Genomic DNA, 20,027 nt, shown 5'->3' with positions numbered 1-20,027 from the left:
GCTGCATCTACTTCTCGAGTTCCTTCCGCTTCTGCCGCTCCAGCTCCAGCCGCTTCATCAGCTCCGCGAACGGCACCAGCTCATCATCCTGCCCGGTGGTGCGCCCACCCCGGGCTGCCTCGTCCTCCTCGACGATCACGGCCTCGTAGATCGTCGTCTCGTCCTCGCTTTCCGACGCCGCGTCCGTCCGGATCTCCGGTTCGGGCAGCGGGGAGGCGGCGGGCGTGGGCTCCGGTTCTGCGGCTGGCGCTGCGGCACCGGCACCAGCACCGACCCCGGCGGGAACCGGGGCGTCGGCACGCGGGGCGGTCGGGGTAGCAAGGGCCGGTTCCGCGCCGTGGCCGAGCTTGGCGTAGGCCTTCTTGACCCAGCCGGGGGCCCACCAGTTGTCGTCGCGCAACAGGTGCATCACGGCCGGCACGAGCAGCATGCGGATGACGGTGGCGTCCAGGAAGAGCGCGGCGATCATCCCGAAGGCGATGTACTTCATCATCACGATCTCGGAGAACCCGAAGGCCCCGGCCACCACGATCATGATCAGGGCCGCGGCGGTGATGATGGAGCCGGTGTGGGCGGTGCCGTCGCGGATGGCGTCGTCGGTGCTGGCGCCCCTGTCGCGGGCCTCGACCATCCGGGATACCAGGAACACCTCGTAGTCCGTGGACAGGCCGTAGACGATGGCGATGATCAGCACCAGCACCGGACTCATCAGCGGGCCGGGGGAGAAGTTGAACAGGGAGGAGCCCACGCCGTCGACGAACATCAGCGTCAGGATGCCCAGGGTGGCGCCCAGTCCAAGGACGGACATGATGACGGCCTTGGCGGGCAGGACCACCGAACCGAAGACCAGTGCCATGAGGATGAAGGTGGCCACCACCATGTACAGCGCCATCCAGGGCAGCTTCTGGAACAGCGCCTCGATGGACTCGACCTCCATGGCCGGGGTGCCGCCGATGTAGATGTCCACGCCGTCGGGGGTCTCGATCTGGCGGAGCTGCTCGACGACGTCGGCGTTGTCCTCGCGGTCCACGATGCCGGCGGAGAGCACCGTGGTGCCGTCCTCGGTGGCCGTCGACGGGGAGAAGCGGCCGGTCAGACCCTCCACCTGGTTGGCCTGCTGGTACACCTGTACCAGTTGCTCGTTGGAGGCGCCGGTGACCACCAGCTTGATGGGCTCGGTGCGGAACTGCGGGAAGTCCTCGTTGAACTGCTCCTGCGCCACGCGGGTCTCGTTGTCCGGCGGCAGGTAGGTCTCGTTGATGCCGCCGAGCTTGATGCCGGTGACCGGGATCGTCAGCGCCAGCAGCACCCCCGCGATGATCAGGGTGACGGCCCTGCCGTGCTTCATCGCCCAGGACGGGATCTTCCACCAGAAGGTGTCCTCCAGGCGGCGGCCCGTGCGGGAGGTCTTCCGCACCGACCACTTGTCGATGTTGTGGCCCAGCATGCCGAAGATCGCCGGCAGCACCGTCAGGGAGAGCAGGGCGGCCAGCGCCACCGCGGAGATCGCGCCGTAGGCCACGGACTTCAGGAAGGCCTGCGGGAAGATCAGCAGGCTGGACAGGGCCACCGCCACCATCGCCGCGGAGAACACCACGGTGCTGCCGGCCGTGGCCGTGGTGACCACCACCGCCGAGCGCACGTCCCGGCCCTTGTCCAGTTCCTCGCGGAAGCGGGAGACCATGAACAACCCGTAGTCGATCGCCAGGCCCAGGCCCAGCAGCGTGACCACGGACTGGGAGAACACGTTGATCTGGGCGAACCCGGCGATCAGGGAGAGGATGCCCAGGGAACCCAGGATGGACAGGATGCCCACGATCAGCGGCATCGCGGCCGCGACCACCGAGCCGAACACCACCAGCAGCAGGATGCCCACCACGGGCAGGGCGATGACCTCGGCGCGCAGGATGTCGGCGGACATGCCGTCATCCAGGGCGTCGGCGACGGCGGTGGCCCCGGCGACCTGGACGTCGACCCCCGCCGGTGGATCCCCGACCAGCTGGTCCTCGATCGCACGGAAGTCCTTCAGGGTCTGCTCGCCGTCACCGGCCAGACCGATCGCGGCGAAGGCGGTGGTCCCGTCCTCACTGACCAGCTGCTGGTTGCGGGTGTCGAAGTAGCTGGTGACGTGCGCGATCTGGTCCGGGTTCTCCGCCTGCAGGGTGGTCAGGTGATCGGCGAGGGCGCTGAAGATCGTCGGGTCATTGAGCGTGGTGCCCTCCGGCGCGTGGAACTCCAGGATCACGTCCCCGCTGTCGTCGCGGCCGAAGGTCTCCTCCTCGAGGACGGCGGCGATGGTGGAGTCCGCGCCGGGGTCCTCCCAGCCCTCCTGGCTCATCTTCTCGCCCAGGCGCATGCCGAAGGCGAGGTAGACCACGAGGATGGCGGCGATGACGAACCACGGCACCACCTTGCGGTGCCGGTAGGCGAATGCTCCCCACTTCTCGAACACGGTGGACGTTCCTCCTAGTGGTGACGGTTGTGCAGCAGGGCGGACAGGGGACGGAAGGGCTGCAGCCAGGCGCCCTCATCCGGCAGCGCGTCCAGGCTGATGCGCGGCAGCGGCTCGCGGAACACCCCGGGGATGTCCTCCAGGTCGAGGAACTCGATCGCCTCGGAGGCCACCGCCCAGGCGGCGTGCTCGTGGAAGCCGATGACGGTGATGGGCAGGCCCTCGTCGGCGAGCTCCTCCAGCGGTTCCCGGAAGTTCTGGCCGTCCGCGCTGGCCACGACGATGCCGTGGAGCACGCCCTCCTCGTGGCGGCGGTGGATGTGGGCCAGCATGTCCGGGTCGACGTCGGTGTCGTCCTCCAGCTTGGGCTTGGCGAACACCGCGAAACCGACGTTGCGCAGAGCCTCGACCCAGGGGCGGATCACGTCGGCGCCGCCGGGGGCGACGTTGGTGAACACCGTGGCCTCCGGCTCGATGTGGGTGCCCGTCTGCTGGGAGAGCATGTCCGCCTCGGCGAGCAGCCAGCGGCCGATCGCGTCGAAGCGCGGCCGGTAGGCGGCGGTGGGCCGGCCCCCGAGGATGGCACCCAGTCCCATGTCCAGGTTGGGGGCGTCCCAGACCAGCAGCAGGTTCTGCGGACCGGGGCCAGCGTGTTGGGAGTAGTGGTGGGTGGCGGCGTGGATGTCGCTCATTGCGATCGGCTCTCTTATTTAGGGAATAGTGGCTCTGGTGCAGAGCTGCCACCAGTGTGGCAGGCTGGACCCGCCCACGGGTGGAAACCTGCGGCTGGTCCGGAGCTTTCCGTGCCTAGCTGTCAGCGGGCGCGTCGGTGCGGCGCCACAGGAACTCGGTGATGGTGTGGTCCAGGTTCAGGCCACGCCCCTCGAACTTGGTGATCACCTGCCGGTCCGTCAGCTGCGGCGCCTCCGGCCACGGCCAGCCCATGTACTCCAGCTTCGGCTCCACGTTGACCAGTTCCCTGATCCACTCGGCGTAGTCCGCGTGGTCGGTGGCCACGTGCAGCACCCCGCCCGGCTTCAGGCGGGTGGCGATGAGATGCAGTGTGCCCGTCTGGATGATGCGGCGCTTGTGGTGCCGGGCCTTCGGCCACGGGTCCGGGAAGAAGATGCGCACGCCGTCCAGCGAGCCTTCCGGGAACATGCGGTTGAGCACCTCGACGCCGTCGCCCCGGACCATGCGGACATTCTCGATGCCGCCGCGCACCACGGCGCCCAGCAGCTTCGCCAGGCCGGGCCGGTAGATCTCCACGGCGATGATGTTGGTGTCCGTCTCCTTCGGCGCCATCGCGGCGGTGGAGGTGCCCGTGCCGGAGCCGATCTCCAGGATCGTGCGCGCGCCCTCGCGGCCGAACCAGGCGGGGACGTCGATGAGTTCATCGGACAGTTCCCGGCCGAACTTCGGCCAGTTCTCCGCCCAGGTGGCCTCCTGGTTCTCGGTCAGGGTGCCGCGGCGGAAACCGACGGAACCCAGGCGCGGGTAGTCGCGGTCGTCGTCGAAGGAGGACTGCAGGGGGCGGCCCCGCTGGCCCGCACCGGAGTTATCGGAAATATCAGCGCTATTCATCAGACTCATTCTTCCCGTCAGGTGGGCAGACTTCAATTCTTCCTGTGGTGGATGTCAACGCAAGGGAGTGTTGAGGTCCGTTCCGTGGCAGCGGTTGCGGGACCGGTCACCGTGGGCGACGATGACCGCAGGGGAGAGGGGGAGACTTCCATGGCGCAGACGCCACCGATTTTCACGGCCACCGCCGCCTGGGTGCAGGCCCGTCCCTTCGGCTGCCCCGCCGGCACCGCGTTGCGCGACATCCTGCTGACCCTGACCGGCCCACCGCGCGTGGCCGCCTGCACCCTCAGCGCGCCCGTGCCCCTGGACCTGCCGGGGACCATCCCGGTCACCGCCGCCTGGCCGGTCACCCAACCGGGCGTCGATCTCTGCTTCCTCATCCATCCCGCTCCACTCCCGCCCCGGGTCCGCTCGCGGCTGGCGCAGGGGCCCGCGCTCTTTGTGCACGTGCGCACCACCGCCGAAATCACCCTCACCGATGAGGCCGCACTGCTTCCGGTGCGCGCCCGGCTCCTGCGCGGGGAACTGCGGGCGCTGGCGCTGCGCCACCCCGAATTCGCCGGGGAGCTGAATGGGCTGGCCGCCCTCGCGCCGGCGGAGGCCCCAACGCCGGAGCCGCCCACCCTCGCCGTCATCGGTCCCGCGCCGGAGCGCCGCCGGGAGCTGTCGGCCCGGCTGGCGGACTTCCGGATCCTGGAGTCTGGGGATGTGGATGCGGTAGTGGCCGTCGCCGCGCCGGAGGGGTGGGCGGCCACGGACGCCGCCACGCTTATCGACGCCCGGAACCGCATCGGCCGGCTCGTCAGCACGGCGCCGCTGCCGGACGGGGTGGCTGGGCCCGGCGTGGCCGTGGCCCGGCGGGACAGTGAGGTTCCGGACCTGCTGGAGCAGCTGCTGACCCGGCCGCGGGCGGGCGCCGCACCTGCTCCGGAACCGGGTAATTGGCGCCGTGCCCTGACGCACCTGCGGCGACAGGGGTTGCGGCGGTTGGAACGGGAAGTTAATGAGTGCACGCAAACTTCGCAATTGGCTGCCGTGGCCGAGCGCCACGGCCTCGGCGAACTGCCTGCTCGGGGGCGCTGGCAGCTGCTCACTCCGTTTCTGGTGGCTCTCGTGGTGGGGATCGGGGTTGGTCGGGTGAGCTGGCCCCTGCATCCGGGGTTGGCTGTGGTGGGGGCGGTGGTGCTCGGCGGACTGGTGGGGTTGCTGCGGTGGCGGCAGGCCCAGCGCCACTGGCTCCGGGAGGCGGCGGACGTCCTTCGTCGGCGCTGGATGCAACCGGATATAACCAGTGTCGGTTCAATGGGTCCGGTCGGGTGGCTCCGCCGTGAACTGGTGGTGGAGGAATGACTTCGCATCTTTTGCACCCAGGGGAGGATTCATGAGTGCGTGGTGGCTCGGACTGTACGGACTGCCGGAAGAATTGGCGGAAAGTGGTACAGGTGTGCCCGGCGAGGGGCTGCTCCGGCTGGTCATCGCGGGACACGAGTGGGAGCTGGACTCGGCGGAGGGGGATCCCGTCACCCTCGTCGGGGCCGAGGGGATGAGCATTTATGCTGATCTGGACGGTGACGGCCGCGTCGACTACATCTCCACCGTGCATGCGGCCGGGGGCTTCGAGGTCTGGAGCGCGGATGCGCACGTGGCCGAGTGGGGGCTGCCCGGCCTTGGCGAAACGGTGGAAACGGCGCCGGAAGCCAGCTCCTCGGACGCTGGAGGCTGGGGGCTACCGGAGGTTTCCACCCCCGAAATGGGTGGGGTGAAAGGTGGGATAGGCCACGCGCAGGGGGAATGGCATTGTGTGTACCGGGGGTAAACCAGCCGGGTATGACAATTCCCACCCCCTTCCGGAAACCAATCGTTCCCTAATCGTTGTGTCAGTGGATAGTCTAGGGGGTGAACTCAGCCGAGGACCCCAATCAGGAGATGTGATGACCACTGCGATCAAGGGACTGCAGTCCCCTGCGCCGACCGAGAACGAAGAACTGCTGAAGTGGATTGCTGAAGCAGTCGAATTGTTCGAGCCGGAATCTGTGGTCTTTGTCGATGGCTCCCAGGAGGAGTGGGATCGCATGGCTGCGGACCTCGTCGACGCGGGGACCCTGATCAAGCTGAACGAGGAAAAGCGTCCGAACAGCTTCCTCGCCCGTTCGAACCCCGCCGACGTCGCTCGCGTCGAGTCGCGGACCTTCATCTGCTCGGAGACCGAGGAGGGCGCCGGCCCGACCAATAACTGGGCTCCCCCGGCAGCGATGAAGGAGGAGATGAAGGAGCACTTCAGCGGCAGCATGCGCGGCCGCACCATGTATGTGGTGCCGTTCTGCATGGGCCCGATCGACGATCCGGACCCGAAGCTGGGCGTGCAGCTCACCGATTCCGAGTACGTCGTGATGTCCATGCGCGTGATGACCCGCATGGGCCAGGACGCCCTGGACAAGATCGGCAAGACCGGTTCCTTCGTCCGCGCCCTGCACTCCGTGGGCGCCCCGCTCGAGCCGGGCGAGGAGGACGTGGCGTGGCCGTGCAACGACACCAAGTACATCACCCACTTCCCGGAAACCAAGGAGATCTGGTCCTACGGTTCCGGTTACGGTGGCAACGCCATCCTGGCCAAGAAGTGCTACGCCCTGCGCATCGCCTCCGTCATGGCCCGCGAGGAGGGCTGGATGGCCGAGCACATGCTCATCCTGAAGCTGACCAGCCCGGAGGGCAAGACCTACCACATCACCGGTGCCTTCCCGTCGGCCTGCGGCAAGACCAACCTGGCCATGATCACCCCGACCCTGCCCGGCTGGAAGGCCGAGGTCGTCGGCGATGACATCGCCTGGCTGAAGTTCGGTGAGGACGGCCACCTCTACGCCGTCAACCCGGAGAACGGCTTCTTCGGTGTGGCCCCCGGCACCAACTACGCCTCCAACCCGATCGCCATGCAGACCATGGAGCCGGGCAACACCCTGTTCACCAACGTCGCCCTCACCGATGACGGTGACATCTGGTGGGAGGGCATGGACGGCGAGACGCCAGCCCACCTCATCGACTGGAAGGGCAATGACTGGACCCCCGACTCCGATGAGAAGGCCGCCCACCCGAACTCCCGCTACTGCGTGCCGATCGAGCAGTGCCCGACCGCCGCACCGGAGTTCAACGACTGGAAGGGCGTCAAGATCGACGCCATCCTCTTCGGTGGTCGCCGTCCCGACACCGTCCCGCTGGTGACCGAGACCTACGACTGGGAACACGGCACCATGGTCGGCTCCCTGCTGGCCTCCGGTCAGACCGCCGCCTCCGCCGAGGCCAAGGTCGGTTCCCTGCGCCACGACCCGATGGCCATGCTGCCCTTCATGGGCTACAACGCCGGCGAGTACCTGCAGAACTGGATCGACATGGGCAAGAAGGGCGGCGACAAGATGCCGTCGATCTTCCTGGTCAACTGGTTCCGCCGCGGCGAGGACGGCCGCTTCCTGTGGCCGGGCTTCGGCGAGAACTCCCGCGTGCTCAAGTGGGTCATCGACCGCATCGAGGGCAATGTCGGCGCCGACGAGACCGTGGTCGGCCACACCGCCCGCGCCGAGGACCTGGACCTGTCCGGCCTGGACACCCCGATGGAGGACATCAAGGAGTCCCTGTCCGCTCCGGCTGAGCAGTGGGCCCGCGACCTCGACGACAACGACGAGTACCTCACCTTCCTGGGCCCCAAGGTTCCGGCTGAGGTCCGCAGCCAGTTCGAGGCACTGAAGAAGCGCATCCACGACGCACAGCACTAGTTTCTGGGTGAGCTTGACCCCTGCTTCCGGGACTTTCGTCCGGGGAGCAGGGGTTTGCTGTTGGCGGTTTGGGGCTTGGGCTTGGGCTTGGGGTGGCTTGAGCTGGTGGTTGTCGGGTAGGTAGCGGCTACTGCGGGTTTGGGGCTCCCTGCAACCGGCAATTCCTCGTTTTCCGCTACCTACCCGACAAATCACGACCCTGACAGGGCACGACCCCGACAAAGCCTGCCTGGGAGAATGCCCCGCCCCTTTCAGCGTCTCGTCCGATACTTAGCGCGGGTCCAGGCGAGACCGGCGGAATCCCACTGTGCCTCCGGAAACGGGGTGCCCTGGAGCTTTCCCCACTCCAGGGCTTCGCGGACGTCGTCTTCCCAGGAGCCGTCGTTGTATGTCGCCCGGGTGATTCGGATCAGTTTGATGCCGGCGTTGCCCATCTTCTTTGTCCGGTGCATTTCTGCCTCCGCCACCTGTTGCGGGCTGAAGCCGAACTGTCCCTGGTACTTCCCGTCGCCGTCATACTCGATCCCGAGGCAGCAACACGGATAGAAGTAGTCGAGGCGGCCGATGAATTGGCCGTACCGGTCTCTGATGTTGGCCTGCAGGTAGGGCGCCGGAAACCCCGCCTCCCACATCGCCAGCCGAATCAATGACTCCCGCGGGCTCTCGGATGCGTGGTGGGACAACTGAATCGCCCGGGCGGCAGCGTTTGCTCCATGCTTTCCGGAAAGCAGGGGGAGGAGCCCCTGCAGTTCATCCTTGGTGGTGAGCCCGTGGTGGAGACAGTGGTCGATCGCCTCCACCGCATCTGACAGCGGATGCCATCTCGCGAGATCGAGAAGCGACTGCTGCAGGGAGGTGACTGACCCAGTGGTGAAGGGCGTGGGGAGGCGATGCAGAGGCTGCCCCGGGAGCAGAGTGGACTCCCTGATCTTGAGCACCGTGTCCCGCTCCCCTGAGTTGCGGGTCCGGCTTCCCATCTCGATCCACATCGGCACGGAACCGAACGGGATCTCCCACGCGGCGGCCGCGGCTTTGCCCATGAGGAAGTTGGCCGGCCGGCTCACAGCGGTGGCGATGCAGTGCAGGTCGAAACGCTCCCAGAGGGGTAACGCCTGGAATTCCTCCCTCGGCGCATAAATTCCCTTGCGTAGCCGGATGAGCCTGCCATGCCGACATTTACGTTGCAGCCCGCGCTGCTCCCGCTGATTATGCGCCCCCGCGACAATCAGCATCCCTCGATGGTGATTCATGACCTCAGCTAAGCAGAGAACCGGGGCTTCTGCCGGACACGGACAGCTCGCCATTAGCCGGGGCCCAGCACCGCTCCCTAGTCTTTTCCTACGGAAAACAACGGGGAAAACCTGCCCGAAACTGTCCGGATGAGCAGCTTTATCAAAACGTAACGTAATTCCCAGATTCCCAGTAAGTCACCCCAATTTCACCCATTTCCGCTGGCATGGCGCTTAGGCGCAGTTGGAGAACCAGGGTGGCGCCCGCGTATGGTCTACCACCATGCTGTGACTGGAGTTGCCGCTGGGGAGAGTCCCCGGCTGCGGTCACTGGAGCACCACCTGAGAAAGGCAAGCACGAACCATAACTAAGTGAGAAGAAGAGACGCAGTCACGTAAGGCACAGCCACGCACGAGCTCGAGCCGTCCGAATACCTGGCACGTCTATCCAATCGACACGAGAGGTATGTACTCGTGAGTCCTATCCATAATCCGATAAAAATCAGACAGAAGAACCGGCTCACCGTCGAAGATGTCACGGTCGTTCCCCCGGAGAAGCTCCGCCCCGCCATCAACGGCAGCGCGGTGGGCAACTTCATGGAGTGGTACGACTTCGGCATCTACGGCTACCTGACCGTCACGATGACTGCGGTGTTCACCCAGGGCCTGCCGGAGCAGTGGCAGCTGCTCGCCGTGATGTTCGGTTTTGCCGTCAGTTATCTGGTCCGACCGCTGGGCGGCATGGTCCTCGGCCCGTTGGGAGACAAGATCGGGCGGCAAAAGGTCCTCTACTTCACCATGGCGATGATGGCTGTGGCCACCGCGCTGATCGGCGTCCTGCCCACCGCGGCGTCGATCGGCGGCTGGGCGCTGCTCCTGCTCTATGCGCTGAAGCTCGTGCAGGGCTTTTCCACCGGCGGCGAGTACGCCGGTGCGACCACCTACGTCTCCGAGTTCGCCCCGGACCGAAAGCGCGGCTACTACGGTTCCTTCCTGGACATGGGTTCCTACCTGGGCTTCGCCGGCGGCGCGACCACCGTGGCGCTGACCACCTGGATCACCACGCACTTCTGGGGGCCTTCCGCCATGGTGGACTTCGGCTGGCGCATCCCGTTCCTCACGGCCATCCCGCTGGGCATCATCGCCGTGTGGCTGCGCACCCGCATCCCGGAGACCCCGGCCTTCGAGGACAACGAGTCCGCGGGCACCGCCGAGATCGCCAAGGACCCGGATGATCCCTACGCCCGCCTGGGCCTGCTCGGTGTCGTCCGCCACCACTGGCGTCCACTGCTGATCGCCATCGCGATCGTCGCCGCCGCCAACACCGCTGGCTACGCCCTGACCAGTTATATGCCGGTCTACCTGGAGGAGCAGATCGGGATGCACTCGATCTCCGCCGCGATGGTCAGCGTCCCGGTGTTGGTGGTCATGGCGTTGTGCCTGCCGCTGGTGGGCAAGCTCTCGGACCGCATCGGCCGCAAGCCCGTCTACGCCTTCGCCGTGGTGTTCACCCTGGTGGCCATGGTTCCGGCGTTCATGATCATGAACACCGGTTCGGTCACGGGCGTGGTCATCGCCCTGTGCCTGGTGGCGGTGTCCACCGGCGTCTACGTGGCGCTGTCCGCCTCCGCGATCCCGGCGCTGTTTCCCACCGCCTCCCGCTTCTCCGGGATGGGGATCTCCTACAACCTGGCGGTGTCCCTCTTCGGCGGGACCACTCCGTTGGTCACGCAGTTCCTGCTGCAGCGGACCGGGCTGGACATCGTTCCGGCGCTCTACATCATGGCGTTTTCCGCCCTCGCCGGCATCGCGCTGTTCTTCATGCCGGAGTCCTCGCGGAAGCCGTTGCTGGGGTCCTTCCCCACGGTGGAGTCCCCCGAGGAGGCCCACGAGATCGTGGAGACCCAGGACGAGGACCCCTACCTCGTCACCGACCACATGCCGTTCCCCGCGGACCGGGAGCCGGTCAAGGCTTAAAACCACGCTTCCCGACGCCGCGCCCCGCACCCACCGTGCGTGGGCGCGGCGTCGTCAGTTCAGCTTCACCAGGCCCTCCACCGGCGGGTGCGCAGTGGGGGAGGGGACGGGCTTCCTGCGGCTCCGGCGGGCCAGCAGCCAACCGCCGAGCGCCAGCAGCGCGACGACCCCGAGGACCAGCAGGTCCGGGATCTCACTGGCGGAAGTGAGCACCCAGCCCTCCAGCCGGGCCTGGTCAGTGGCTCCCAGCAGTCCCGCCAGGTCGGTGGTGCCGTTGGTGGCCAGCAACAGGATACCGATCGTCACCGTCGCGGCGCCGCCGACGATGCCGGTCCACGTGTTGGGCCAGCGGCCGATACGGACCTCCCGCGGCTTGATCAGCGATCGGACGAAGGAGAGGCGCGACCACACCAGGCTGAGCACCAGCAGTGGGGCGGCCATCCCGGCGGCGAAGGCCAGCAGGGTGACCCCGCCCAGCAGCGCATTGCCGGAGACGGCGGCCATGGTCAACACGGCGCCGAGCAGCGTCCCCGTGCACACCCCGGTCAATCCGTAGACGGTACCCAGGGCGTAGACCGCGGCGATGGAGCCTCCCCCGGCCTGCCGCCCGAGGGAAAGGCCCGGGAGCGGGATGCTGGCCAGCATGATCAGGCCGAGAATGATGAGCACCACCGCGGAGATGTTGATCAGGGTGAAACGGTGCTCATTGACGAAGGCCCCCAACGTCCCCGCGAGCACGCCGAGCGGGACCAGGGTGGTGATGAGCCCCAGGTAGAACAGGCCGGTGCGGGAGAGCAGCTCCGCGGGACTGGCGAAGGCGTAGGAGAAGAAGGCCGGCAGGAGCATGGCGGAACAGGGGCTGAGCAGGGTCAGCAGTCCGCCCAGGAAAGCTGCGACGAGTCCGAGTTCCATCAGTTGTCCCCGGCTTCCTCGACCGCGCGGTCCAGATACTCCCGGAAGACGTCCGCGGGTTGGGCGCCGGAGAAGACGTAATCCCCGGCCAGGAAGAAGGGCACGCCCGTCACGCCCAGCCCCTGGGCCTCGGCGGTCTCCTGCTGTACCTCGGTGGCCAGCGTCGGGTCGTCGAGATCCGCGGTGAACTGTGCGATGTCCGGCACGCCGGCGTCCTCGGCGAAGCCGATCAGCTTCTCCCGCGCCATGTCCGGGTGGCCGGACTCCGGGGCGGCGGCGAAGACCGTCGCCAGGTACTCGGGGTAGTGCCCCTGGCGGGCGGCGGCGCGGGCGGCCACGGCGGCGTCGACGGATCCCTCCCCGAAGTAGGCGACATCGCGGAACTCGATCCGGACCTGGCCGGTGTCCACGTATTCCTCGATCAGTGCCGGCAGGGTGTCGCGGTGGTACACGGCGCAGAAGGGGCAGCGCAGGTCGGTCCACTCGGAGAGCACCACCGGGGCGTCGACGTCCCCGATCGCCCGCGGATCCTCCGGATCACGGCGCTCCACCCGGGGCTGCTCCGGGGTGCCGTTCGCTGCGGCCGCAGTGGAGCTGGCGGCGTTGGGCGCGGCGGCCTGCGTGGCCCCGGAGTTGCCCGTGCCGCCCATCATCTGTGCGACCAGCACCAGGATCAGGAAGATGACCGCCGCGACCAGGGCGACGATGGCGATCTTGGCGCGCCGGTAGCGCGTCTACAGTTCAGTTGTGTTCAAGAAGAAGACCTCGGGATCGGTGGGTGAATTATGCGGGGGTGGCAGCCGTGCCGCTGCGGGGCGGCAGGAACCGCGAGGGCAGGTGACGGAGCGGGATCTCCAGAGTAGGGGCCTTTCCCCATCCCCGGCCGCCGTGCCGGTGAAACGGCCGGAACCCTTCCGGCTCCCCGCTATTCCATGATTTCATGGAATAGAGCGTGCGGCGGGCCCGAAGCAACGGCAAATGCTGGCGCCACCGTTGAGGTGGCGCGCATCAGGCCAACGGAAAAGCTGGACCCGGGGCACCGCCGCTTGTGCGGGCGGTTTCCGCCCCGGACCCAGCCATTTTCTAGCGGTAGCCGACGAGACCGTGAGGTCAGTCGGGGTCGGAGTACCGCGTGCTGCCCCGCTCTTTATCGCTGGAGTCGGCGGAGTCAGCCGAGTCGGCGTCAGTGTCGTCGGAGTCATCGGCGTTCTCACGGATCTCGCGGCCCTCCTCCTCCAACTGGTCCTGGGTGTCCTTCTGCTTCTCCACCTTCTTGGTGTCGCGCGGCGGGAGCTGGATGTTGTCCTCGGCCTCGAATCCGCCCTGGAGTTCGCGGGCGCGCTCCACCTCGGCGTCCACCTCCAGGCCCACCAGCAGCATCATGTTGAAGACCCACAGCGCGAACAGCAGCGCCATGACAGCGCCGATCGCGCCGTAGGAGCTGTAGCCGGCGAAGTAGGAGAGGTAGATGTAGAGCACCACGGCGGCGATGGCGATGCCGATGATCGCCACCCCCGAGCCCAGGCTCAACCAGCGGAACTTCGGCTGCTCCACGTTGGGCGTGAAGTAGTAGAGCATGGCGATGAGCACGACGACCAGGATCACGATGACCGGCCATTTCACCCAGGCCCAGATCGGCAGGAAGGTGCCCATCAGGAAGTCCAGGGTGCCGCCCAGGCCGAGCGGCTCGGCGATGGGGCCGAGAAGGCCGGAAACCAGCGTCTCATTCAGGGCGAAGGAGACCAGGATCAGCACGACGCCGAGCAGGAGCCCCAGCGTGGTCAGCAGCATCGTGCCCGTCTGCCGGATCAGCCCCCGGCCCTCTTCACGGCCGTAGATGATATTGGAACAGCGGGAGAAGGCCTTGACATAGGCGGAGGCCGACCACAGGGCGGTGGCGATACCGATGATCAGCGCGATCACGCCGCCGGTGGCCGAACCCGTCACCGTCTCGACCATGTCGACCACCGGTGCCTGGTAATCGGCGGGCACGTACTCGCGGACGAAATTGTCCACCATGGTGGTCACGGCGTCGGCGTTGCTGGCCAGGAACAGGGAGGCGATGGAGAACACCGCCAGCAGGGACGGGGCCAGGGACAGCACCGTGTAGTAGGTCAGCATGGCGGCCAGGTCGGTGCCGCCGTCCGACATGAATTCGCGGACCGCCCGCTTCAGGGCGTATTTCCAGCTGCTCCCCGTCAGTTTCGGCGGGTGCTCCGGCTTCTTCTCATTGTCCGGCGCCGGCGCGTCCGCGGCGTCCAGGGTGTCTTCGATGTAGTCATCGGATGGCATGGCATGGTCCTCTCGGGTTCGGGATGTGAGCTTGTCCGCCGGGCGCTTTCTGAAGCGCTCCGGGGTCTTTCGCCACGTTCAGATCCGCTGCTGCCGCAGGGGGATCGCCGGACAACCACCTTCCTTTCCCGCCGGTCGGGAGCCCTGCCGCGTTGTTCCGGCGCCGCTGATTGCGCGCCAGGCGGTGGGGCCGGGACCGTTGCCTCATATGGTCGGGTTCTAATACATTCTGCCACGGTCCCCGGAGAGCCGTGCGGGCCCAGACTCTCATCCCGCGTGACGACGCCGCGTCCGGCCGGGTGGGCGCGGCGTCGGCACGCGGGGCGCGGGGAGGTGCGGTTCGGCGCCCGCGGGCAGCGATCCCCGGCGGGCTCATGGTGCAGGGGATGAACCTCCTCGGCCTGCACTGCCGGTACCGCCCGGCGGAGGCAACCGGGGCGACCGCCGCAATCGGCGGGGAATTCACTGAAAGTGCTGGTGACGCTGTCCGATAAGCGGCTCCTAATGTGTTGTGGCACACTCGAAATCGGGCAACAATTCACGTGTAAGGAATCTACCGAGCACTGGACTTGCTATTCCCAGGCTCTGAACCGGAAGGACATTTCGATGGCAACAAACCCGGATCGTACGCAGAACGCCCAAAACGCCGCCCAGGAGGAAGCCGAGCACGTCGCCGGCAAGACCCAGGACGCGGCGCAACAGACGGCGGACACCGCTATGCAGGAGGCCCGGCAGGTGGCCGGTGAGGCGACCGACCAGGTCAAGTCCCTGGCTTCCTCTCTGCAGGACGAGGCCTTCTCGCAGGCCGGCACGCAGCAGCAGCGCCTGGCCGAGCAGTCCCGCACCGTCACCAATGACCTGCAGCGCCTGGCCCGGGGCGAAAAGCCCGAGGCTGGCCTGGTCAGCCAGACGGTTTCCATGCTCGCCGAACGGGCAGAGCAGTTCACCTCCCAACTGGAGAACAAGGAACCGGCCGATCTGCTCAAGGACGTCCGCCGCTTCGCCGCCCGTCGTCCCGTCGCGTTCCTGGCCATTGCCGCCGGCATCGGTGTGGCGGCCGGACGCCTGACCCGCGGGCTGACCGACAGCGATGATGACAGTGCCCGAGTGACGCAGTCCCAGCCTTCCCAGACCACCAGCCGACTGACCGGCAACCCCTCCACTGTGTTGGGTTCGGAACTGCCCTCCGTCCCGTCGCCCGAGACCTCCGATCCCGGTATCTCCCCGAATCCCGGCACCGGTGCCTACCCGGCCCCTCCGGCCAGCGGTTACCCGGATCCCACCACCGGCGAATACCCCGGCGGTGTCACCCGCGGCTACCCGGACCCGACGGCTCGCGGTTATGCGGATCCCACCACCGGTGGCCTCCCGGCGGATGAGTCCGGTGGCCGTCACCTCCGTGACTTCACTGATCCGGAGGAGCGTCGATGACTTCCACCCCGAACGACGGCCCGACTCCCCGGCACCGGGTCGACCCGGGGATGGCACCGCCCACCCCCGCAGAGACGTCCGGATCCAGCCCCGCGCCCATGCCGGAGGCGGAGTACCGGGCCCGCAATGAATCCCTGGGGGAGATGTTCTCCAGCTTCGCCGACCACATCTCCACCCTGTTCCGCCAGGAGCTCACCCTCGCCAAGGCGGAGGCCACCGACTCGGCCAAGAAGGCGGGAGCCGGTGCCGGCATGCTCGCCGGTGCCGCGGTAGGCGGCTTCTTCGTCCTGATGTTCCTCTCCCTGGCTCTGGCCTGGGCACTGGGCAACGTGATGGATATGGGCTGGGCTGCGTTGATCGTCGCCGCCATCTGGGCCGTGATCACCGCCGTGCTGGCCCTGGTGGGCAAGCAGCGGCTGGAGAAGATCAAGGGCCTGCCCCGCACCCAGGAAACCGTTCAGGAAGTTCCCGCGACACTGAATCCCAGCAAGGAGACACCATGAGCAACAACCCTGATGACATCCGTGCCGATATCGACCGCACCCGCGCCGCCCTCGGGCGTGACGTGGACGCCCTGGCGGAGAAGACTGACCCCTCCAAGGTGATGGACCGCCAGACCGACAAGATCCGCGGTAAGTGGACCCAGCTGCGTGAGTCCGTGATGGGCAGCGCCGATGACCACGACTACGGCAGTGACAGCACCATGCAGGACGCCCGGGAGCGGGCGGGGGAGCTGGCGGACGAGGCAGGTCAGCGTGCCAAGCAGGCGCCGCAGGAGATCAAGCAGCGCACGCGGGGCAACCCGTTGGCGGCGGGCATGATCGCCCTCGGCGCCGGCTGGCTGATCGGTTCCCTGCTGCCGGCGAGCAAGCCCGAGCAGGATCTGGCCACCACCGCGAAGGAGAAGGCCGAACCGGCCATCGAAGAAGCCAAGTCCGTGGCCCAGGACATGGGGGACCACCTCCAGCCCCAGGCCAAGGAGGCCGCGGAATCCGTCACAGATTCCGCCCGCAGCGGTGTGGAGCACGTCAAGAGTGAAGGCCAGCACCACGTCGCCGACATCAAGAATGACGCCCAGGACGCAGCGAAGAACGTCAGGGACACCGCCCAGGATTCCTGACCTGTCATGGCGTGCACCCTGAAACTGCCCCGGAACCGGAAACGGTGCCGGGGCGGTTGGCGTGAGGCCGTCATCTGGTCATGAAACCACCATCGACCACCAGCTCGGTGCCGGTGACGAAGCTGGCGTCAGAGCTGGCCAGATAGGCCACAGCGGCAGCCAGCTCGGAGACATCAGCACGCCGGCCCATCGGGGTTTCGGGTACCACGCCGCCATCCGGTTCGAGGGCATTGAGCTCGGTGGACACCCCACCCGGAACCAGGGCGTTGACTCGGATTCCCTCGGAGGCAAGCTCCAGGGCGGCCACTTTGGTCAGCCCCAGCAACCCGGCCTTCGAAGAGGCGTAGGCCGCATAACCCGCGGCTCCAGAAGGGCCGAAGATCGAGGAGGTGTTCACGACCGCCGCAGCGTCAGCCTCACGTAGCAGTGGCAGCATGGTCTGAATCCCCAGGAACGCGCCGGTGAGATTCACGTTCAGGATCCTGGTCCAGGCCTCCAGGGATTCTTTCTCGATGGGGGCGACATTGATGATGCCGGCATTGTTGACCAGAACGTCCAGTTTTCCATGGCCGGTTTTGATCACGGAGAACATGTCGTCCCAAGACCCCGGGTCACTCACGTCCAGGAAGTGGAAGTGTACGTCCAACCCTTTCCCTCTTAAGGACTCTGCAGCCAGCTCTCCTTCGTCCTGCAAGACATCGGAGATGTAGACGGATGCCCCTTCATCTGCCAACCTGTGGGCGTGGGCCAGGCCCTGACCTCGAGCGCCACCGGTGATGAGGGCGACTCTATCCACGAAACGGTGGCCCTGTCCCTCCACGGCACTCATACCCGCTCCCCGAAAGACTGCAGAGCATCCATGTTTTCCAGGGAGCGCAGGTGGGCGTCAGTGTCGGCCATGTTGTCGTTCCATAGATGGCGGACCACGTCGACCTTGGTTTCCGGAGTTTGCACGCGCTGGAAGTAGGAGGTCAGCGGCAGCGGATTGGGGGCGCTGGCTTTGTGCAAGGCCAACATCCGCAGAATTCGGGTGGTCTGTTCTCCGTAGACGGGGATCTGTGGACCGCGGGGGGCGATCAGGCCGACGAAGTAGAGCTTTTCCACCCCCTCGGGAAGGATCCCGCCGGCGTAGCGCACGGGAGCGCCGGACTCCCATCGCAGCAGGTCCCGGTCCAGGAAGGGAAGCGCGACATTGAACCCGGTGGCCCAGATGATCGAGTCGTATTCCTTGCGGCTGCCGTCAGTGAAGTGGACGGTTTTATCCTCGATGCGTTCGATCGCCGGGCGCACGGTGATCCTGCCGTGTTGGATCCAGTAGAGCAGCAGGTCATTGACGGTGGTGGCGCCACCCGCTAGGTCGTGAGATTCCGGTGCGGGCAGGCCGGGGTAGGAGCTGTTCTCGCCGATGGAGACCTTGGCCAGTAGCCGGGAGATCAGGTCCTGTTCCTCACCGGTGAATTCCTGGAGGAGGGGAAGCTCGGAGCGGGGAATGCCGAAGTACATCTTCGGCTGGAAGTGGATCCCCTTGCGGATGACAATGTCCACCTCACGGCGGGATTGGGCGACATCCACGGCCATGTCGCAACCGGAGTTGCCGGCGCCGACCACCAGCACCCGGTTGCCCACCAGGTCAGTGACGTTGCTGTACTCGCTGGTGTGGACCTGCCTGCCGGTGTAGCTACGGGAAATCTCCGGAACCTTCGCATCCCACAGGTGTCCGTTGGCCACCAGGATGCCGTCAAAGGTGCCTTCATGTCCGCGGGAGGTCACCACTTCCCAACCGGAGCTTCCTGTCGGGTCGCCTTCTGCCACGTTGACCGGCGACACGGAGATCACGGTGGTGTCGTAGTGGATCACCCGGTGTAGATCGAAAGTGTCGGCGTAGGAGTGGATATACGCGGTGACCTGGTCACGGCTGGGGAAATGGGGGTAGTCGGCCGGCATCGGGAAATCCGGGAAGTGGGTTTGATCCCGTGAGGTAATCAGGTGGAGGGCATCATAGTCGGTGTTCCAGTGGCCTCCGGCGCGGTCAGCGCGTTCGAAGCATTCCACCTCATGGCCGGCATCGAGTAGCTGTTTGATGGCCGAGAGCCCGGCGGCTCCGGCGCCGATCACGCAATAACGTCCCATGTTTTTCCTCCTGCACCGTGTGTCGGGGCTGACCCGACAGGACTCCTCTGGATTGCAGGTGCATCGCACCCTTAGATATATAGTGGGGTAGAACACATAAAGAGGGAAGACCTTTGTTACTTCAGCAGGCCTAGGTTTTCCCTTTAAAAGATTGCAGAAACAGGTGTTGCCCGATGCAGATCCCCACAAACCCCGGAAACCTCGGAGTCACCCTGCAGCAATTCGCGTATTTTCTCTCCGCGGTGGAGCACGGCTCACTGTCAGCGGCCGCTGAAGCCAACTTCATGGCCCAGCCCAGTCTCTCGGAACAGATCCGCCGCATGGAGCGGACCCTGGGAGTCACCCTGTTTGTCCGGACTAACCGTGCACTGATTCTCACTGATGCCGCGCGGACGCTGGTACCGCATGCTGAAAAGGCGTTGGCCGCTGCCTACAGTGCGATAGACGCCATGACCCCCATCCGCGAACTGACCGGCGGTAGCGTTACCTTCGGGACGTTCAGCACCGCCCGCCACCTGTTTCACACAGACCTGATCATCCGGTTCCGGGCGTCCTTTCCGGGCGTGGGTATCCGACTCATCGGCGACAATTCAGTGAAGATCGCCGATGAGGTTCGGGAGGGACGTATTGAGGCTGCGGTCGTGGCTTTACCCGTGGATGACCGTGGGTTGGATACTGAGCCATTGGCCTGGTCGCCGCAGATCTGTTATCTGTCCAGAGATCCGGAGGTGACCAGTTCCCCGGTGTCGATCCAGGACATCGCGGAGGCGGAACTGGTGATGCCGGAGGTCGAGTGGGGAGATAGTGACCCCACTCGACGACGTCTCATGGAGGCGGCGCAACGTGCGGGGCTGCGGGTGGTGTCCTCCATTGAAGTATCGCCCTATACGGCTCTGGAGCTGGCCGCGGAGGGATTGGCGGATACGATCGCCCCCTACTCACTGGCGCAGGCCACGGGGTTTCTCAACCGGCTCCACTGGGCGCCGCTGGATCCGCCGATGCGGGAGAACTTCGCCTTCATTAAGCGTCGCAACGCCACCTTGAGCCCCGGAGCCCGGGCGGTCCGGAGCATCATCGAGAAATTGGTGGACAGCATCCCGGTGGATGCGGAAGGCTGACTCTGCCCCGTCCGCCAC

17 protein-coding genes are annotated in these 20,027 nt (G+C 66.5%); 8 read left to right on the top strand and 9 right to left on the bottom strand.

What is annotated here, in order from left to right; translation table 11 throughout:
- Positions 1-7: 7 nt before the first annotated feature.
- From ACQCVD_RS13215 to trmB, 3 genes are all read right to left on the bottom strand, one after another.
- On the bottom strand, positions 8-2,452 hold the full coding sequence (locus ACQCVD_RS13215) for an MMPL family transporter (protein ID WP_426824241.1): 2,445 nt from the start codon (positions 2,450-2,452) through the stop codon (positions 8-10).
- A 14-nt stretch (positions 2,453-2,466) separates the two neighbouring features.
- Entirely contained in the window at positions 2,467-3,144 is a 678-nt protein-coding gene (locus tag ACQCVD_RS13210) for an NYN domain-containing protein (RefSeq protein WP_426824240.1), read from the bottom strand.
- 115 nt (positions 3,145-3,259) lie between these two features.
- Entirely contained in the window at positions 3,260-4,036 is a 777-nt protein-coding gene (gene trmB, locus ACQCVD_RS13205; protein ID WP_426824239.1) for a tRNA (guanosine(46)-N7)-methyltransferase TrmB, read from the bottom strand.
- Between the two features lie 84 nt (positions 4,037-4,120).
- On the opposite strand from trmB, the gene ACQCVD_RS13200 reads away from it, so the two are divergent.
- The 3 genes from ACQCVD_RS13200 to ACQCVD_RS13190 all read left to right on the top strand — a co-directional run bounded on the left by ACQCVD_RS13200 (position 4,121) and on the right by ACQCVD_RS13190 (position 7,800).
- The gene (locus tag ACQCVD_RS13200) at positions 4,121-5,386 is read left to right on the top strand and encodes a hypothetical protein (RefSeq protein WP_426824238.1); all 1,266 of its coding nucleotides are present in this window, start codon (positions 4,121-4,123) and stop codon (positions 5,384-5,386) included.
- 31 nt (positions 5,387-5,417) lie between these two features.
- Positions 5,418-5,852 carry a hypothetical protein gene (locus ACQCVD_RS13195; protein WP_426824237.1) on the top strand — a complete coding sequence of 145 codons (435 nt, stop codon included), beginning with the start codon at positions 5,418-5,420 and terminating at the stop codon, positions 5,850-5,852.
- A 112-nt stretch (positions 5,853-5,964) separates the two neighbouring features.
- Positions 5,965-7,800 carry a phosphoenolpyruvate carboxykinase (GTP) gene (locus tag ACQCVD_RS13190; RefSeq protein WP_426824235.1) on the top strand — a complete coding sequence of 612 codons (1,836 nt, stop codon included), beginning with the start codon at positions 5,965-5,967 and terminating at the stop codon, positions 7,798-7,800.
- Positions 7,801-8,051: 251 nt separating this feature from the next.
- On the opposite strand, the gene ACQCVD_RS13185 is transcribed toward ACQCVD_RS13190, so the two are convergent.
- Complete coding sequence (locus ACQCVD_RS13185) at positions 8,052-9,032, bottom strand: hypothetical protein (protein ID WP_426824234.1); 981 nt, start codon at positions 9,030-9,032, stop codon at positions 8,052-8,054.
- A 471-nt stretch (positions 9,033-9,503) separates the two neighbouring features.
- Between ACQCVD_RS13185 and ACQCVD_RS13180 the strand changes: the two genes are divergently transcribed.
- Entirely contained in the window at positions 9,504-11,006 is a 1,503-nt protein-coding gene (locus tag ACQCVD_RS13180) for an MFS transporter (protein WP_426824233.1), read from the top strand.
- Positions 11,007-11,060: 54 nt separating this feature from the next.
- Here the strand turns inward: ACQCVD_RS13180 and ACQCVD_RS13175 are convergent, their stop codons facing one another.
- The 3 genes from ACQCVD_RS13175 to ACQCVD_RS13165 all read right to left on the bottom strand — a co-directional run bounded on the left by ACQCVD_RS13175 (position 11,061) and on the right by ACQCVD_RS13165 (position 14,210).
- Positions 11,061-11,918: a cytochrome c biogenesis CcdA family protein gene (locus tag ACQCVD_RS13175; RefSeq protein WP_426824232.1), complete on the bottom strand. Its 858-nt coding sequence runs from the start codon at positions 11,916-11,918 to the stop codon at positions 11,061-11,063.
- Positions 11,918-12,586: a DsbA family protein gene (locus ACQCVD_RS13170; protein WP_426824231.1), complete on the bottom strand. Its 669-nt coding sequence runs from the start codon at positions 12,584-12,586 to the stop codon at positions 11,918-11,920. Before ACQCVD_RS13170 ends, ACQCVD_RS13175 begins: the two co-directional genes overlap by 1 nt.
- A gap of 442 nt (positions 12,587-13,028) precedes the next feature.
- Entirely contained in the window at positions 13,029-14,210 is a 1,182-nt protein-coding gene (locus tag ACQCVD_RS13165) for a YihY/virulence factor BrkB family protein (RefSeq protein ID WP_426824230.1), read from the bottom strand.
- A gap of 606 nt (positions 14,211-14,816) precedes the next feature.
- On the opposite strand from ACQCVD_RS13165, the gene ACQCVD_RS13160 reads away from it, so the two are divergent.
- From ACQCVD_RS13160 to ACQCVD_RS13150, 3 genes are read left to right on the top strand one after another with little or no spacing between them, the layout of a single operon-like run.
- The gene (locus ACQCVD_RS13160) at positions 14,817-15,641 is read left to right on the top strand and encodes a hypothetical protein (RefSeq protein WP_426824229.1); all 825 of its coding nucleotides are present in this window, start codon (positions 14,817-14,819) and stop codon (positions 15,639-15,641) included.
- Entirely contained in the window at positions 15,638-16,144 is a 507-nt protein-coding gene (locus tag ACQCVD_RS13155) for a phage holin family protein (protein ID WP_426824228.1), read from the top strand. Before ACQCVD_RS13160 ends, ACQCVD_RS13155 begins: the two co-directional genes overlap by 4 nt.
- The gene (locus tag ACQCVD_RS13150; protein ID WP_426824227.1) at positions 16,141-16,761 is read left to right on the top strand and encodes a DUF3618 domain-containing protein; all 621 of its coding nucleotides are present in this window, start codon (positions 16,141-16,143) and stop codon (positions 16,759-16,761) included. Before ACQCVD_RS13155 ends, ACQCVD_RS13150 begins: the two co-directional genes overlap by 4 nt.
- A 70-nt stretch (positions 16,762-16,831) precedes the next feature.
- On the opposite strand, the gene ACQCVD_RS13145 is transcribed toward ACQCVD_RS13150, so the two are convergent.
- Both ACQCVD_RS13145 and ACQCVD_RS13140 read right to left on the bottom strand, forming a co-directional pair.
- Positions 16,832-17,590, bottom strand: a complete 759-nt coding sequence (locus ACQCVD_RS13145; RefSeq protein ID WP_426824226.1) for an SDR family NAD(P)-dependent oxidoreductase — start codon at positions 17,588-17,590, stop codon at positions 16,832-16,834.
- The gene (locus ACQCVD_RS13140) at positions 17,587-18,891 is read right to left on the bottom strand and encodes a flavin-containing monooxygenase (RefSeq protein WP_426824225.1); all 1,305 of its coding nucleotides are present in this window, start codon (positions 18,889-18,891) and stop codon (positions 17,587-17,589) included. The genes ACQCVD_RS13145 and ACQCVD_RS13140 overlap by 4 nt, the downstream gene beginning before the upstream one ends.
- 173 nt (positions 18,892-19,064) lie before the next feature.
- Here ACQCVD_RS13140 and ACQCVD_RS13135 point away from each other — a divergent pair, with 173 nt between their 5' ends.
- A complete protein-coding gene (locus ACQCVD_RS13135; RefSeq protein ID WP_426824224.1) occupies positions 19,065-20,009 on the top strand; it encodes a LysR family transcriptional regulator in 945 nt (314 codons plus the stop codon).
- The last annotated feature ends 18 nt before the right edge of the window (positions 20,010-20,027 follow it).

The organism is Corynebacterium halotolerans (genome assembly GCF_050107895.1).
In the GTDB taxonomy this organism is placed as follows: Bacteria; Actinomycetota; Actinomycetes; order Mycobacteriales; family Mycobacteriaceae; genus Corynebacterium; species Corynebacterium halotolerans_B.
Note: the sequence above shows the minus strand (reverse complement) of the source record. Positions and strands in the feature narration are given on the sequence as shown.